The sequence below is a fragment of the Spirochaetota bacterium genome, assembly GCA_034190085.1.
Taxonomy (GTDB): domain Bacteria; phylum Spirochaetota; class UBA4802; order UBA4802; family JAFGDQ01; genus JAXHTS01.
The window spans coordinates 31,017-47,977 of record JAXHTS010000042.1 but is presented as its reverse complement, the minus strand read 5'-3'; the positions used below and the strand labels follow the sequence as shown (position 1 = coordinate 47,977).

General features: G+C 40.9%; 16 protein-coding genes. 4 read left to right on the top strand and 12 right to left on the bottom strand.

All coding sequences use genetic code 11. The features are described 5' to 3' along the window. The first annotated feature begins 531 nt into the window (after positions 1–531). Positions 532–1,035, top strand: coding sequence for a phosphatidylinositol kinase (locus SVZ03_07595; protein MDY6934070.1), 504 nt, complete (start codon positions 532–534; stop codon positions 1,033–1,035). 144 nt (positions 1,036–1,179) lie between these two features. Here SVZ03_07595 and SVZ03_07590 read toward each other — a convergent pair whose 3' ends face one another. Next, a complete protein-coding gene (locus SVZ03_07590) occupies positions 1,180–2,013 on the bottom strand; it encodes an MBL fold metallo-hydrolase (GenBank protein MDY6934069.1) in 834 nt (277 codons plus the stop codon). Positions 2,014–2,179: 166 nt separating this feature from the next. Beyond that, the gene (locus SVZ03_07585) at positions 2,180–2,977 is read right to left on the bottom strand and encodes an NUDIX hydrolase (protein ID MDY6934068.1); all 798 of its coding nucleotides are present in this window, start codon (positions 2,975–2,977) and stop codon (positions 2,180–2,182) included. Positions 2,978–3,835: 858 nt separating this feature from the next. On the opposite strand from SVZ03_07585, the gene SVZ03_07580 reads away from it, so the two are divergent. After that, a complete protein-coding gene (locus SVZ03_07580; protein MDY6934067.1) occupies positions 3,836–4,561 on the top strand; it encodes a hypothetical protein in 726 nt (241 codons plus the stop codon). Positions 4,562–4,709: 148 nt separating this feature from the next. Here SVZ03_07580 and SVZ03_07575 read toward each other — a convergent pair whose 3' ends face one another. Continuing rightward, positions 4,710–5,270, bottom strand: coding sequence for a class I SAM-dependent methyltransferase (locus SVZ03_07575; protein MDY6934066.1), 561 nt, complete (start codon positions 5,268–5,270; stop codon positions 4,710–4,712). A 230-nt stretch (positions 5,271–5,500) separates the two neighbouring features. After that, complete coding sequence (locus SVZ03_07570) at positions 5,501–6,679, bottom strand: thiolase family protein (protein MDY6934065.1); 1,179 nt, start codon at positions 6,677–6,679, stop codon at positions 5,501–5,503. Positions 6,680–7,640: 961 nt separating this feature from the next. Here SVZ03_07570 and SVZ03_07565 point away from each other — a divergent pair. Beyond that, positions 7,641–7,799: a hypothetical protein gene (locus SVZ03_07565; GenBank protein ID MDY6934064.1), complete on the top strand. Its 159-nt coding sequence runs from the start codon at positions 7,641–7,643 to the stop codon at positions 7,797–7,799. A gap of 181 nt (positions 7,800–7,980) precedes the next feature. On the opposite strand, the gene SVZ03_07560 is transcribed toward SVZ03_07565, so the two are convergent. Further along, positions 7,981–8,289 (bottom strand): hypothetical protein, encoded by a 309-nt coding sequence (locus tag SVZ03_07560; protein MDY6934063.1) that lies wholly within the window; start codon positions 8,287–8,289, stop codon positions 7,981–7,983. 68 nt (positions 8,290–8,357) lie between these two features. Between SVZ03_07560 and SVZ03_07555 the strand changes: the two genes are divergently transcribed. Beyond that, positions 8,358–9,110, top strand: a complete 753-nt coding sequence (locus SVZ03_07555; protein ID MDY6934062.1) for a hypothetical protein — start codon at positions 8,358–8,360, stop codon at positions 9,108–9,110. Positions 9,111–9,910: 800 nt separating this feature from the next. Here the strand turns inward: SVZ03_07555 and SVZ03_07550 are convergent. The 7 genes from SVZ03_07550 to SVZ03_07520 all read right to left on the bottom strand — a co-directional run bounded on the left by SVZ03_07550 (position 9,911) and on the right by SVZ03_07520 (position 16,919). Then, positions 9,911–10,261, bottom strand: coding sequence for a hypothetical protein (locus tag SVZ03_07550; protein MDY6934061.1), 351 nt, complete (start codon positions 10,259–10,261; stop codon positions 9,911–9,913). Positions 10,262–10,429: 168 nt separating this feature from the next. Further along, positions 10,430–11,863, bottom strand: coding sequence for a sodium/solute symporter (locus tag SVZ03_07545; GenBank protein MDY6934060.1), 1,434 nt, complete (start codon positions 11,861–11,863; stop codon positions 10,430–10,432). Continuing rightward, positions 11,853–13,019 (bottom strand): DUF1343 domain-containing protein, encoded by a 1,167-nt coding sequence (locus SVZ03_07540; protein ID MDY6934059.1) that lies wholly within the window; start codon positions 13,017–13,019, stop codon positions 11,853–11,855. The genes SVZ03_07545 and SVZ03_07540 overlap by 11 nt, the downstream gene beginning before the upstream one ends. Before the next feature lie 21 nt (positions 13,020–13,040). After that, the gene (locus tag SVZ03_07535) at positions 13,041–13,970 is read right to left on the bottom strand and encodes an NDP-sugar synthase (GenBank protein ID MDY6934058.1); all 930 of its coding nucleotides are present in this window, start codon (positions 13,968–13,970) and stop codon (positions 13,041–13,043) included. Further along, positions 13,967–14,965 carry a phosphotransferase gene (locus SVZ03_07530; GenBank protein MDY6934057.1) on the bottom strand — a complete coding sequence of 333 codons (999 nt, stop codon included), beginning with the start codon at positions 14,963–14,965 and terminating at the stop codon, positions 13,967–13,969. Before SVZ03_07530 ends, SVZ03_07535 begins: the two co-directional genes overlap by 4 nt. 106 nt (positions 14,966–15,071) lie before the next feature. Further along, on the bottom strand, positions 15,072–15,575 hold the full coding sequence (locus tag SVZ03_07525) for a cupin domain-containing protein (protein ID MDY6934056.1): 504 nt from the start codon (positions 15,573–15,575) through the stop codon (positions 15,072–15,074). 27 nt (positions 15,576–15,602) lie between these two features. Next, the gene (locus tag SVZ03_07520) at positions 15,603–16,919 is read right to left on the bottom strand and encodes a LysM peptidoglycan-binding domain-containing protein (protein ID MDY6934055.1); all 1,317 of its coding nucleotides are present in this window, start codon (positions 16,917–16,919) and stop codon (positions 15,603–15,605) included. Positions 16,920–16,961: the final 42 nt, after the last annotated feature.

The window sequence follows — 16,961 nt, the reverse complement described above, 5'->3', positions numbered from 1 at the left end:
GTAGAAGAATTGCTTTTATCTTATCTGCATTTTTGATGTCTCTTCTTCTTTTCGCTTCTCGATGGGCGTCTTTAAGCTCTTGGATTTGTTCTGTATTTAGAAAGTTCATATACTTTCTAAAGTATAAATCGTATTAGCTCATTAAGAATTATTTCGTAAACTTATTGCGTTTTAGTATAATATTTACTTTTTTTGCTTGATCTACTCTCCCCTTCCCTCTAACCTTCTTTAACAATGGCATCCGGTTTAATATAATAAACTGATATCGGATATCATCCATACACAATTTTAATTATAATTCAGAAATCTCCAAGAATAGAGTACTAAATACAGAAGCGGGAAACATAAACAGAATACTAATGAAATAAAACGACTATTTGGAGAATGGCACAATTGTAAATACTGGAGGTCGCATTATAATTGATATTACATAAATTATATTTAACATGCTCACGGATTGATACTAATAAAATTCAAAACATAATAGGGTGTCCGTGTATAGCTAACAAATTATTATGGAGGTTTTAAATAATGGCTAAGAGTACAGTTTCAATAGATAATATTGAGATGACAGGTGAATATGAGGGAGATTGGAAAGAAGAGAAAAAGCATGGTCATGGGGTCTTTCTTTTTGACAACGGTTTACAATACGAAGGAGAGTGGAAGGATGACCATATGCATGGCAAGGGCAGGTTTTATTGGCCTAGCGGCAATAAATATGATGGAGAATGGAAAAATGGTTCCATGAATGGTCATGGCATTTTATATTGGCCTGAAGGAAACAAGTATAAGGGTGAATGGAAAGATGGGCTGAGGAATGGCATGGGCACCTTCTTTTGGGCAAATGGCAATAGATATGAAGGAGAGTGGAAAGACAATTATATGGATGGCAAGGGCGTTTTCTATTGGGTTAATGGAGACAAATATGAAGGAGAATATAAAAATGATATGGCTCATGGGGAGGGAGTATATTACCATAATGACGGAAGAGTAGAAAAGGGGAAGTGGGAGAATGGTGAATATGTTGGAGAATAATGATAGTTATCAGGTCTAAATGAATACCAAAACGATCATCTGTTTTGATAGCCAATTATATATAATTATGTAGTTATTTCATACAATGATAAATACTTTGGGAATAGAGTGTTGGAGGGGGAATATCTATTATTGCATTATATCCTATTCTATTAAGCTCCATATATCTCCAGATTTAGAAGCTCGATGCTCTCGTTCAAGTTTGAGAAGATGAGCCCAAAGCGAAAATCGAGCAACCGGATGCAGAAAACTCGGCACATCATCATAGGCAAGCGGGGTCAATGACTCGATTGTGCCTTTTTCAAGATGTCGTAAAGAGTTGATCACCTTTCCTTCACGCTGTAAGCGATGCTTTATCAATCCATCTATAACTGAATCAGGATCATCCATCATTTCACCATGACCAGGAGCAAGCCTTTCAGCGGAATACCTCTTTAACAGCGCCAGTGAATCGAGGTAGGCCTGCATATCACCATCCGGTGGCGCAATGACTACTGTTGAGCCGTTCATAATGTGATCGCCAGTAAATATTACCCTCTCTTCCATTAGCAAAAAGCAGAGATGATTGGAGGCGTGACCCGGTGTGCAAATGGCCTTTAATGTAAAATTATCTCCATGTATACAGGAATCATGATCGAGCACACGATCAGGTTTATAATTCGGATCAATGATCCCCTCCTTTGGCGGTCTCCCACCCATGACCTCTGCTCCTGTCTCAGTTTTTAATAAATGAGCGCCAGGGGAATGATCTGGATGGGTATGTGTTACTAATATCCAACGGATACGATCACCAACCGCATTCAAAATAGACCTGATGTGCCCTTCATCATCTGGCCCGGGATCAATTACAGCAATATTCTCTTCTCCAATCAAATATGTGTTAGTCCCTGTGCCAGGCATAATCCCTGCGTTATTAGCAAGCACCCTGCGGATTCTCATGGTAAGCTGAACTGCTTGCCCAATTATGAGTTGGGACATTGTTGATCACCTTTAGTTTATTAACTTTTTCAGTAATTCCATCCCTATGCAAAATAATCTCATCTAAAATAACCCATCAGTGGATTATTTTGGCGCGTAATAAGGTCAATTTGAAAAATCACATCCGTGTAATTTATCAAAATTCTGTTGCGATAAAATATTGATATTACAGGTATTCTTTATCACCAGGAATTACGATCTTAATTCCACTGCCATTCTTTACAAACCTGGGCATAATAGTGGGAATATGCTCTCTCGATCGAGCGATCTCCATCATTTCAACAGTACTAGATATCCCGGATAAAGCCTCCAATTGCCTAATTGTGGGCAATACCATACAGAATTCTCCGCGCTTGTATCGTGCCAGTGCCTCAACTGGCCGAATCCAGAGGTGAGCTACGGTCTCCCTCTTGTCATGCAGGCCTCTCTGTTGGGGAGGCGCAATGCCAATAAAGAAACGAGTATCATATCGACGAGGAGCCCCTTCTGGTGTTATCCAATGACTAAAATAGACAAACCTGTCAACTGCTAAACGCAATCCCTCGTTGCAACATATCTTAACCATGTCAGTCATCCCATTGCATATGGCGTTGCGATAATCCTCAAAGCGCCTGTTGTTCAGCGGTGATTCGAGAGAAATATATTCACCTTGATCATCAACAGCGGCTAGAAGTCCTGCCTCCTCATAACACTCACGAATAGCAGCTACCCAATAGGCCAAGCCTCCCTCTGATATGCCCAGACATACGCTCGCCTCCTTGTCGCTCATCCCATAACATAAGGCGGCAATATCAGGATGCTTGTCAAGATCATCCACAGAACCCCCGGGAAATACGTAAAGCCCTCCGCCAAACTCCGATTTAGGATTGCGCAGCAACATAAATACTTCGATCCCCTCCTCCGCATCACGGGCCAGGATTACCGTAGCAGCCGGTCGAATGTTCCTATTAGCATCATTTCCCAAAATTACTAACCTCTCAATTATAGTATATCGTTACATCTAACACTCTTATAAAGTCAAGTCATAATCGTGTTCATTATGTTTTCTTTAAAAGATATTGATCGTAGTAAATTATAATCTACTAATTTTTGCGAGGGAAGTGATCAAAATCGCAATAGGCATGCTAAAACGATACGGAATAGAGGCATGTGACATTTCTTTAGATTATTCACGCTTGTAGATACACATATATGCCTAAAAAATCAGTAAGCCGAATAAATAATTATCATACCTTGACCATAGCCAATTTTATTATTATATTATTATTAAATAATATTTCTATTCCTGTAAAATTTAGTTAATTACACATGCTATTTGATCGACTATCACATATTTCATCTTAATTTGGGCAAAATTGATGTTGGTCATCCTGTATCAGAATGATGTCCTTCCACCAAATATCGTTAACACATGGAGAAATATCTATTTTTGAACCTACTAGCTCTATAAGGAAGATGCATCATCATGTTAAAAGCAGAGACGCTCTCAATCCATGATTGCATCAATTACTTTCAAGCTTTTTAATGATGATATTAATAATTTATAATATATATTATATTTGATAGAGGGAGGTGATAAAGGGAAAAAATCATGTTCAAAATTGTTATGACAACATTATATGGAATACAGGGTTAAAATATAAACTCTTAAATTTGCTTTCATATTAATATCATAACAGGACAATATTATTGAATATACAAAGGATCTATTGCTAAACTTCTATGTATATTCAGAACAAATTTTCGCCAATCTTTTAATTGGCCCTTGTAGTTTTATAACAAAAGCAAAACAATCAATTCATCTAATTATTAGGAGATTATAATGAAAAAAAGACTTTTTCTTTCCTTAGTTTTAGTTGTGAGTGTTGTCTTCGGATACACTATGTATGCTTCTGCGTCCGTAATCTATGATGCTAGTATTAGCGCTAACTGTATTGCAGATGGTGTTGGAGGTTATTCTATTGATTATGAGATATCAGCAAAAACTTGGCCTTCAGCACAAGAATTAACTTATGAATTAACTATAACAGGACCATCAGGCAACATTTCGGAAAATGGTTCATTTATGTCAGACTCAGGACCCTTTAGTGGTTCAGTAGCAGTTACAGAATGCGGAACTTACTCAATCACTGGTTCAATTATTTGGTATGTACCATGGACTCCAGATCCAGTTGCTACTTGGGATATAAATCCTCCAATTTCTATAGTATGTGAGTGTGGTGTTTTTGATGGATGTCCCAGGACGCCTGGATATTGGAAGAATCATTTAGAAGCCTGGTCAGTTCAAGAATTAACTATTGGTGGTGAAATCAAGACTCAAGCTGAACTTCTTGAAATGCTAACACAACCAATAAGAGGAGACATGGATGTTATACTTATTAAACACCTAATTGCTGCAAAATTAAATGTAGGATCATCCTCCGCGCCTATTTGCGAAACTATAAATGCAGCAGATGATTATTTAAGCTCAGGAGGTGGTGATAGATCAATTGCAGAACCACTCAAGGATGCTCTTGATAGTTTTAACAATAGTGGTGATTGCGATTAAGATTATATTCAATTTCTTAATTTGTTGATAGATAAGGTTGAAGGGCTGGGCAAGGATAACTGAAAATCTATGATAACGGCAAAAACCATTGGTCTATATCTGTTTTGTTACAAAATGACACGGCTTTGCCCAGTCCCTCTCAAAGGGCTTATTTGCCCTTTTTCAAAACTGCTGTCTTATTTGGAAATATCTTTGGCCTGTCCACTAGCGTTAAACCAGCATTTCTTGCCTTTCTAATGATCTCTTCAAAAGCGAATTTTGACACATGAAATGGGGGTTCAACCATAAAGATCCGCCCATTAGGTTTTAGAATAGCCTCTATTTCACTAAATAATCCCTTAACATTGGGAACTTCATGAACCATATAAAATAGAAGGACAAAATCAACCTGCTCTAAAACGCCTATTCTATTCTCCTCGCACTTATGTAAGGATATCCGTTCCTCAAGTTCAGTTCCTTGAATCTTGTCTCTTAATTTCTGAAGCATCCCTTCCTGCAAATCAGCAGCAATAACCCTGCCGAATTTGCCGACCATTTGAGCCATATCAACAGAGAAAAAGCCCGGGCCGCAGCCGATATCCAGAAGGATCATCCCCTCGTCGATATAGGGGCCTAATATCTTCTGTGGATTTTGCACCCATCTTCGAATCCGGTTATCGAGACTGCCAGCTATTTCAACAGGACAGACACGGTTGGATCTATATCTCATTACTTTTTTCTCCTTCTATGAATAATATGATGTGGATCAGGAACAAAGCAAGGGGTAAATCAAGTTAACCGCATCCGATTGCTGTGAAGCGCCAGGCACAGAGAAACCATCTGATAGCTATCTGCAGCGCATTGCGAATAGCGCGAAGGGATCTTCATAAATGTGAATTTGACCCGCCATTGTTGTGAATGGAAGCAGAAGTAAATATTGCTATGGGCAGCAAAACCTTCCTACTTGTGCACATTTTGCCAGAGGGTTGCATTGGCATTCCCGAACCCCCCGCAAAGGGTAGCTATGCCATATTTTGCATCCTTACGGTCAGTTTTCATGATATTATTCAGTGTCACAATAACCCTTGCGCCTGATTCCCCTAAGGGGTGACCTAGCGCAAGGGCGCCGCCCCATATGTTTACGTTTTCAAAAGGCGCATTCTCAGCAATACCCAGCTCTCTGAGCACAGCTAAGGTTTGGCTTGCAAAGGCCTCATTTACCTCCCATACATTTATATCCTTAACTGTGAGTCCAGTTCTTTTGAGAAGTTTTCTTACAGCATATATTGGGCCAATACCCATTACAGTTGGATCATTGCCCGCCATAGCGCCGCCTGAATACTTTAAGTGATAATCCAATCCCAATTCATCAGCCTTGTCCCTGTTCATGAAGAGCAATGCGCAAGCGCCTGTTGTAAGGGGGGAAGATGTAGCAGCAGTAACAATGCCGTCCACTTTGAATGCAGGATTCATCCCTGCCATTTTTTCCATGGATATATCTTCTCTTATCCATTGATCTCTATCAACAATAAATCTTGTGCCATCAACCTCTTCGCCATCCATTGGAACGATCTCATTCCTAAACTTATTTGTCTTTGTGGCTTCTGCCGCCTTTTTATGACTCCAGAGTGCCATGGTTTCCATTTCTTTTCTCTCTATGTTATATTGTGATGCCACCTTCTCCGCTGTAGGCCCCATTGGCACCTCTGAAGAATCATACCTCTTAAACAATCTCTCGGGAATTTCCATTGCATTTCCCATAGGCACATGCAGCATATCCTCAACGCCGGAAACGATATATATATCACCCTCATTACACATAATAGCTCTGGCTGCATGTTCAGCTGCGGACATCCCAGATGGGCAATTCGAGCTAATGCCATTTGTGGCAACTGTTTCAGGAAATCCGCCTGCCAGCCATGCAAATCTGCTGATGTTGTTAGTTGCGCCGGATTGATTTGATGTCCCACAAAAAACCGCCTCAATATCCTCAGGATTCACCTTTGGATTCCTTTCAAAGAGGGCTTCATAAACCTTAGTTAGAATTACATCTGGTTTAATATTTCTGAACCATCCCTTTTCTGCATGAGCACGGCAATTGGGGGATCTAACTCCATCAATAATAACGCATTCTTTCATACTTATTCCTCCCCTGTTTCCCATTAATTTTAAATATTTAAAATAATAAACATTAAAAATAACCACTCCTTTATATTCTTTCATAAACACTATTAGATAAAAAATGTACAAAGGGGATGAGTTGGGTGTGTCAAAACTGTAGCGCAGGGGGATGCCGTAATTTAAAGCAATTATTAAAAGGGTTTTGTAAACATGTAAAATCCCGCTTTCGCAGAGCTTGCCCCTGTGAATACAGGGGAATGACATTTTAACCAACCTCAACTCATTCTACCTGTTTTTCAGGAAATAAAATGAACAATAATTAACAATAGCTCAATTTTTACTTCCATAAGGAATAATAGAATTTAAATCGATTCCTTGCTTTATCAGCGCTTTATTCTTGATACTAAGCATTAGAGCCAAGCGCATTGCATGCAATCATGCTCACTAAGGTTGCTGGTGAAGATCGTCATCCTACTCTTGTTTGATAAAACCCTGATATGATTGTTATTTTTAGCCTTAATAATATAATCAATTATAGGATGTGTGCTGATTTATCTTGGCTGATTGCATTCCCTTACATTACAGGGTGTGCACAAACAGCCAAAAAGAAATGGCAAGAAAAATCAAGCAAAAAGTTGTTTCTTAATGGGATATTTATGGGGGCGCAAATTTATTATTAGGGCACTTTTCTCAAGCAGGAAAAAAAATTTTGGACAGGATAACAGGGATTGTTCTTTAATGTCCTGTAATACGAAATTTTACCCTGTATTTATCAACTTTTATAACTATATTGGCAATAATCTTTAAAAAATTAGATTAACTGGATTTATATCCCTTTAAATCCTGTCATCCTGTCTGATTTTTCTGCCCTAAAAATTAGAGTAGGCCCCTTTACATTTAGATCCGTAATCATATATTTTACTTGATTTATTCATTGTATATGAGTATATTTATACGATAAATTACAAAGTGAGGTTATATGGATATACAAAATATAAGCGGAGTGGACGTTATTCCAAAGGAATTCACAGTAAATCCAGAGATCTCTAACAAATCTGTCAATATTGAAGAGACAAGCGAAGAGAGAGCAGAGCCCCCTAGGGAAACCAAGGGGAATAATATTGACGCTTATGCCTAGGCTAAAATTGACGCATCCTGCTTATTCTATTAAAGCGATTTGTCAATTTATCTGATTTTAGGCATAGTTTTACCCAAGGCCTTAATGAATTCCTCTGAAGTTACTGGCATTATCCTCCAGGCGCAATAATAAAATGCTATTGATAACAGCGCAATATCTTCAATACATTTGCCTCTGCAAATTATACTTTATGCAATATTAAGGGCGTCTTCTTGTTATGAATGGGATATAGGATGCTGATAATCGCATCCCAATGGATTGAGCCTGTCAAAGCGCTGGCACGTCTATTCCAATCAGTGTAACCCCTTAATAAGCGGGTAGCAAGGTCTTTCCACACTGTCGCTCTTTCATTATGAGCTTCCTCCATTCGCAGAGCCAGCGCCTGCGCATATAGGTGATTGACATCTGTCAAAGTCGTTAATAGTTCACTTCTCCTCCCCAGCTCAAAGGCATGTGCCCGGAGTCGGCTATAGAATATCCAGAGATTCATGATTTATTGTAGTATAGCCTATTCTATGGGCAATGGATATTATAAATAATATATAAGGAGGTAATATTATGAGCAATGTAGAGGATTATAAACAGAAGATCGAGGAGATTCAGGCTATTGGCGATGATGAAATCAGGTCTCCCAGCAACATTCCAGTAGATATTTTTCTCCAGGAGGCTGAAAATCTTTATCACTGGTGCCAGGAGGACAAAGAAGAATTAACGGCAAATGGTCTTGATTGGGAACTCGTTCTGGATGTCCCTGCGCGGTGCGGGGCTCTTCGCGAGGCTCAGTCCAAGTGGATTACATCAAGGTTCAGCCAGGAGGAGGCCCAAAAGCGGTGGGCTGAGGATTCCCCGCAGGCCTATGACATGAGGAATGAATTCCTCCATAGCTTCCGCTTTGCCTATAGAAGGCTGCCCGATCTTTTGGGAAGGGTAAATGCCATTGCCCATGGCTATGGACACGCGGATATGATTCAGGACTTGAACGATCTGAGTGTGCTGGGCAAGGATAATCCTGAGCCCTTAGAGAGAATAAACTTTGATATGACTCTTCTGGACAAGGCCGCTGATATGGCTGACAGGATGTCAGACCTGCTGGGGGTCACTACTGTTGAGCGCGCTGATAGCAGCGAGTCTATTAAGATCAGGAACAAGGCCTATACCCATCTCAGGTACGCTATTGACGAGATCCGTGCTTTCGGCCTCTATGTCTTCTGGCGCGATGAGGCCAGGTACAAGGGGTATACAAGCGAGTATAACAGGAAAAGAAGATCTAAAAGGGATAAGGAAGAGGATACACTCGGTTTCTCAGCGTGATAATTGATGTTCCGAAGGGGATGTCGGACGGTACGAAGAGGCTGTCGGGCAGTACGAAGGGGCTGTCGGACGGTACGGAGGGAGTCATCGGACGGTACGAAGGGGCTGTCGCGCGGTACGAAGGGAGTCGCCGGACGGTACGGAGGGGATGTCGGGCGGTACGGAGGGAGTCATCGGACGGTACGGAGGGGCTGTCGGACGGTACGGAGGGGCTTGTCTGACGGTACGAAGGGAGTCATCGGACGGTACGGAGGGGATGTCGGGCGGTACGGAGGGAGTCATCGGACGGTACGGAGGGGATGTCGGGCTGTACGGAGGGAGTCATCGGACGGTACGGAGGGGATGTCGGGCGGTACGGAGGGAGTCATCGGACGGTACGGAGGGGATGTCGGGCGGTACGAGGGGGTCACCGGACGGTACGGAGGGGCTGTCGGGCTGTACGAAGGGGTCACCGTTAAAATTTTTCTTACATTCGACGCCGACGACAACCCCATCAATGGGATTACGCTTACTGATCAGCTTCACAACTCAGCCGCATCTATGCCACTATGATTATCTTAAAGAAATACTCCGGTTGATGAAAGGCCGGATGTTCAACAAGAGGAGTGAGCAGATTACTGAGGGAGATTTTCAACAGTGACGTCTATTTGATGAGATAGAGACGGATCATAAGGATGGATTAAATCTACCTGCAGGGAAACATATAGACGGCACAGCGTTATACACCTCTTGAGAAAATCAACCATTTTGGTTTTGTAGAATTATTAGCAGAGATAAAGGGATAGGATGTTCACTCCTCTTCATCCCATAAATCGAGCGATTGCCATAAATGCAGACATCGCCACAAAGATGATACCCACAAACCACATCAATAGTCCGATTCGCTTATCCATTGCATCAAAACGCTTGTCCATCGACTCGAAACGCTTGTCCATCTCCCGTTGCAGCGATTCAAATCGCTTATCCATCTCTCTCTGCATGGAAGCCATCTGCTGAGTCAGAAGCTCAATGCTGTGCAGAATGTTTTTGCTATCGCGCTCCTGCCTTTCAACAAGGGCTAGCACAAATCGCCTTGCTATTTTTGGGTCCTTCTTCTCAATGGTCTCGAGAAGAGAATCCTCTAATTCCTGTATGTAGTCTTCGCGGATCATATCATCAATTTAGTGTAGCATCCAGATGATGTCAAATAAAAAAGGATTGCCGAGTTTATCGGAATTTTGTTCGGATTATAAACAAGTATGGGATTTTTTTACCTAATAGAGTCGATAGTAGTATCCATAGGATAATTAAGCATTGAAGCCAAATGTCAGGGTTGTTAATCAATTCTGATCACGACCCATTATCACAATTTTATTCAAAACAACAGCAGCAACAAATGATACCCCAAAGCCAATGACAACATACCACAACCAGAAAACATTGGTTGAAATGGCGATGATAAGATTTATCGCTATGCTCAGCGCAACTCCAGCGATGGCAGACCCATCATGAAAATCCTTAAAAAACCTTCCCATTATAAATATTCCCATCATTCCGCCATAAGTGACAGAGGCGATGGACAAACCGACCTCAACAAGAGGGTTTTTGCTATCCTGAAGAAGTATGGATATGCCAATAATTGTCATTGCCCAGACAAGAGATATAATCCTGGAGACGCCAACCTTCCTTGAATCAGACATATCCTTCTTGTCAATCCCTAGGATATCAACTGTTGTTGAGGAGGATAGCGAATTTATTGAAGAGCTGAGAGTTGACATAGCGGCCGCAAATATGCCAGCAAGCATAACTCCCCTCAATCCGTCAGGCAGATAATTGACTATAAAATACGTCATTATCTCATCGCTGCGGTCAAAGGTCATATTGTTCAGAAGCGCCTTGATAAAGAGACCGAATAGCAAAAACATAAAAAATTGCATAATTATGATTATTCCGCTGAAGATCATAGCCTTTTTTGCGGAAGCCTCATCCCTGCAGGATAAGACCCTCTGAACAATTAGATGATCAGTGCCATGCGAGGCAAAGGAGAGAAACGCGCCGCCAATAATGCCAGAAAAAATATTGTAGGAACTGAATAATCCAGCAAAGCCATTTTCCAGTCCGGAATAGACTATTTTTAATGAGCTGTCCGGGATTATTTTAAATATGGACAGGATAGGCATGGACAGATGATTCGAGATTATATGTATGCCTATGAGTGCGCACAATAGGTAGAGAAAGAGCTGAACAGAATCAACCATAATTACTGATCTGAGTCCGCCATAGAGTGTATAGATAAATGTTGCTCCTCCCAATACAAGTATTGACATCCAGTAGTCCCATCCAGTGATAGCGGCAAGAGGTATGGCAGTGGCGAAGAGCCTTACGCTGTCCGCAAGAAGCCTTGTTATGTGAAAAATTATAGCCACCACGCGTCTTGAAGAGACGCTGAATCTGCTCTGTAGAAATTCATAAACTGTCTCAAAGCCTCCGTCATAATATTTCGGGATAAGGATTGCTGCCACCAGGACTCTTCCCGCCAGATAACCGAAAGCTACCTGAATAAATCCCATGCCCTTCACATAGGCAAGTCCCGGAATCGATAAAAAGGTGAGCGTGCTGGTCTCTGTCGCAACAATTGAAAAGCAGACAACGATCCATGGCATTGATCTGTTGCCTAAAAAGTAATCCCCCACATCCCTTGATCCAGAATACATGATGCCAATTATATTTATTATCAATATATATATTAGAATAATCACTATATCAATATTCATATAAATGGTACTCCCTCTTTATTGCTGAAAAATCATCCTCATCCCCCCTCCACGAGCCTATTATTTCGCTCATCTCTGATCCATTTAATATCATCTCCCTGATGGATGAAGAGCCGCAAAGAAGATCAAAAGCCGGATGTGTGCTGTTAAACTCATATATATCCTTTAGGAAAACCACCCGGTCTTTGTAAAGGTCATGTAACGACTTCACTATTGCTATTCCTGTGGCAAAGGGCTTAAGCCTTCCAACATCGGTTATATGAATAAATACTCCGCCTACCTCTTCATCAGCATACTTGTTAAAGCAGGGTTTGAAAAATACCTGACGAAAATATACCCCCCCAATTCCCAATGAATTCAGATATTCAGCAAATTCACAGGGCTCAATGAAGGAGGCGCCAATTAGCTTGAAGGGAGCGGCGGTTCCTCTGCCCTCAGATATGTTTAATCCCTCTATGAGGCAGAGACCCGGATATATATATGCTGTATCCTCAGTGGGCATATTGGGTGATGGAGGAATCCAGGGCAGTCCTGTTTCAGAGAAGAGCATCCCTCTCCTCCATCCATGCATCTTCACAACGCTAAGGTTGATGTCTATCCTTTCAGCATCCCTGTAATACAGGGCTAGCTCCGCTGGGGTCATCCCATGACGCACAGTAACAGGAATTATCCCAACAAAGGAGCTGAAGTCCCCATTGAGCAGAGGCCCTTCCACCTTGTTGCCTCCAATGGGATTGGGCCTGTCGAGGATCAACATTTCAATGTCCCTTTTCTCAATCGATTTCATAACAAGGGCCATTGTGTTGACATAGGTGTAGTAACGAGCGCCCACATCCTGTATATCAAAGATCACAAGGTCAATATCCTGAAAAAGATTCTGATTCGGTATCAAAGAATCATAGGATTCGCCGTAGAGGCTTATAATATCACAGTCGATATCCGGCTGGCTTTTGACTGCGACCTGATCCTGTTCTGTGGCAAAGAGTCCATGCTCAGGGGTAAAGATCCTCCTGATGGCCGCTCCCCTCTTTCTAAGCTCATTCCAGCTATATTGAAAATCGCGGGTTACGGAGGTCTGGTTTACGATCAGTGCAATCCTTCTATTTCTGTAATTGTCAACTTCCTCAATAAATCTATCAAGCCCGGTCAATATCATATCTGATGTCCTATGTATAACCTATTGTGCAATTATCCTGTCATCTATAACAATTGAATTGCTAATAACAGCATGAGCTGAAACAACAGTGTTCGGCAATATCACTGATCTCTCAATAAGGGAGCCCTCCCCGATCACGGAATTCATTCCGATAACAGAATCCCTGACAACAGCGGTGTCGCTTGTCCTTGAACTCGGTGATATGATCTCAGGAACAGGACTCAGAACTCCGGACATCCTCTTCCCCAGGGCAAGGATGTCATTCATCAGACATATGTTTGACTCCCAATAGGAATTCATTCCCCCAATATCCTTCCATATTCCCTTATGCTCAAAATAACAGATCGAATGATTTCGGATAAGATCAATATAGCCTGTATAAACAATACTTGAAAAATCATTTCTTAGATATTTGAGGATAACAGGAGAGAGGACCGCGACTCCGGTATAGACAAGGTCAGAGGTGATGCCTGTTCTCAGATAGTCTTTAAAATCTACAACATGGTTCCCACTGACGCCGATCACTCCAATATCACCAGCCCTTTCGTTTCTGTGAAGCATAATTGTAGCTGGAGATAAATGTCCTGTATGAAATTGAATGAGACTTTTAATATCTATATCTGTTATTACATCACTGTTTATTATAATAAACTCACTATCACCAATCCTATCCTCGCATCTCTTCAATCCGCCTCCAGTACCAAGTATATTCTCTTCAATGGAGAAGCTGATATCCATGCCAAAGAATTCATTCTCTTCAAAGAAGTGAATAATCCCCTCGCTTTTATAGTGAAGATTGCATATTATCTCCCTTATCCCTGCCTCCTTGAGTAAAAAAACAGAATAACATATCGATGGAAGATTGAGAACCGGAATCAAGGGTTTAGGGATATTCTCTGTAATAGGCCTTAACCTCACTCCAAAGCCAGCGGCAAAAATAAATCCCTTCACAAGTCGATCCCAATATTGTTTTTAATAATTTCAACCGCGTCGTTCAATTCCTTCCTCGTTTCATTATACTTCCATAGATATTTAAGAGTGGGTGCAATATATTTTTCATATCTCTTATTATGCAGCGATGCAACCTGATAAGCAAAGCTTCCTATTGCCTTAACATTTCTCTGGAATGCTAAAATGTCAAAATAGTATTCATACTCATCGGGCGTCATCATGTTATACCCCCTTTTATTCAAGCTTGTATAATGATGTCTTTTCAGCGTTTCAACAAGGCCATTGTCAAGAACAAGATACGAGTCCCTTAATAGGGACACAACATCATACTGGGGAAGTCCCATCCTTGCATCCTGAAAATCAATAACAAAGGGTTTGGACTGATGGATAATAATGTTGCGGCTGTGGAAATCCCTATGATTCAGCACAAACCAACCGGGAATATAGAGGATTTCAGATATTTTAAAAAACTCGCTATTCAGTTTCTCCAGCTCACCCTTGCTAATATCTGCTTGAAAATAGTGTATCAGCGCATGTTTAATGAAAAAGTTGAATTCAAACATCAGCTTATCAATATCAAAGCTAAGATTAAAAGGAACACACCTGTCATCCCCCTCTGTTAGCTGTATTTCTACTATGATATCTATCAGCTTTTGATAGATTCTGTGAATTTCACAATCACTCAAATCAGAATAAATTGCTTCAAGAATGCCCTCCCCTAAATCCTCAATCAGCAAAAGTCCGTTTATATTATCAAGGGAATAAACCTCAGGGACCGGAATATCTCTCCTCCTAAAAATATCATGAATGGCAATATAGGGGTATTCCCCTAAGGGTATATTTTTAAGGCTGCTGTCAATACACAATATGCAGGTTTTGTTGGGGGAAATAATCCTGAAATATTCGCGGGTGGACGCGTCGCCATCTAACTTTTCAATATAATAATTATCTCCAATAAAGTTTTGAATGAATCTATCTGAATTACTGATTATCATGATTTTCGAGATAATCCTTGGTTCATGTGCATAGCGTACAACATATGGAGTATCATCACCTGTCACATGCGGCAAAGGCAAGCGGATACATTGTATGAGTGGATCATTATGTTAAAGTTAGTTGTTCTATCAATAACCTGTGTTGAGGAAAGAGTTTTATTAGTCCGGTTCTGCTTCCCATCTCAAAGTCATTGAAATCAAAACCCGGAGAAACAGTGCATCCAACCAATGAGAAGGATGGGGGATGATTTAACGAGGCCCCCATCCAGTCGCCCGCCCTCACCGTTGCCTGGAACACTTCATTGTTCTCAAAATCGTTACCGAGTTTTATGCATGAGTATATTCCATTCTCGTCTATTGTGTGAATTGTTATTGAGGAGCCGGTATAGTAATGCCATAATTCATCTGATTTAAGTCGATGAAACGCTGAAAATTCATTATCTGATAATAGGAAGTAGATTGCGGTTGATAAAGATCGCTCACCAAGAAATCTCTCCGGTAGAGCCCTCTTATCTATTAATTCATCTGATCTGTAGGTCTCCCTGTAATAGCCCCCTTCAGGATGTTTCCTGAGGTTAAGCTTCTCTATCCAATATGCGGCATCTTTCATAAATATTCATTAAAACTTGGTTCTCATCTATTCATTTTTGTAATAATCCTCATCCTCCTCGATTACCTCTTCATCAAGGGTTTCCTCCTCAATGGCTTCCTCTTCCCTCTTTTCAACTATTTTCTTCTCATCCTGCTCAGTAGATTTTCCCAAAATAGGCACCTTCAAAAGCATGTCCGGCCATATTAGGTCCGGATCATATATCTTATCCCTGTTTGCCCTGTATATCTTCCTCCATAACCAGGGATTATTATAGAATCTCTCGGCAATTCTCCAGAGGCAATCCCTTCTCCTTGGTATATATCTAACCTTATATATATGATATTCCTTCTCTTTTAGGATGGTATCTTCTTCGGAAACAGTCTCTTCCTCCCCTTTGGTTGTCACCTCCTCAACTACGACCTTCTTTGTATTTAATACAATATATGCAAATCTCTTAGATTCATCAGCAGCACTTATTGATTCTATGTATTTGTTTTCAGAGAAGAGGTTTTTTGATAGGGCTAGGGCCTCCTTGGCTCCCCCTAATTCATCCTGGGCGATTGATGCGCCTTCAGAATTACTCGCCTCATTTAACAGGTTTTCAGCGCTGGATATATTCTCACCGGATATTCCCTTCAAGGCGAGTAAAAAGGCCTCATCAGCATTCATCCTTGCTGTCTCTATTGCAGAAAATCCCTCCTTTAGCTTCAGGGATTGGAGTGAATTCTCTGCGATTTCAATGTTTTCATTGGCAAGTTTGGTATTCTCCGGTGCATATTTTTCCGCATCATATTTCTCTGAATCCTCCAGTATTAAACGAACCTCAGCAATGGAATCATTTAAGAGATCCTTTTTCCCCAGAGCAATATCCCTTGAAATTTCTGCCAGTTCAATGGCTTCCTTTGCCTTTTCATAGGACTCATAAAAGGTCCTTTGTTCATACAACTCCTTTGCCTTAATCAGGGCATTCGCAGCATTTTCGTATTCTTCACTTGATAGCTCCTCAGCATAGGCCTCCTCAGCCTCAGAAATCTTTTCCTCAGCTGAATCAATTGTATCCTTTGCTAAAAGTGGAATCGATTTATTGTAAGCCTCAAGGGCTTTTCTGTGGGAATGAATTGCTGAACTCTTAGCCTTATCGAGCTGGTCTGACTTAATATGATTGTGACATTCCAATAATTCCTTCTTGGCCTCACTTATCTCGTCCTGGGCATACTTCTCAGCCTTAACAGAGAGGGCCCTGGTTATTTCCAACCTGGCTAGAGACATCTCCTTTATGGGAACCTTCTCGCTACAACTCGAAATAATCGAAATTAAGAATATAAACAAAATAACATTGATATTTCTTCGATCTCTACTCATAATAACATCCTCATCTTTTTATATTTATTGAGCAATAATTCC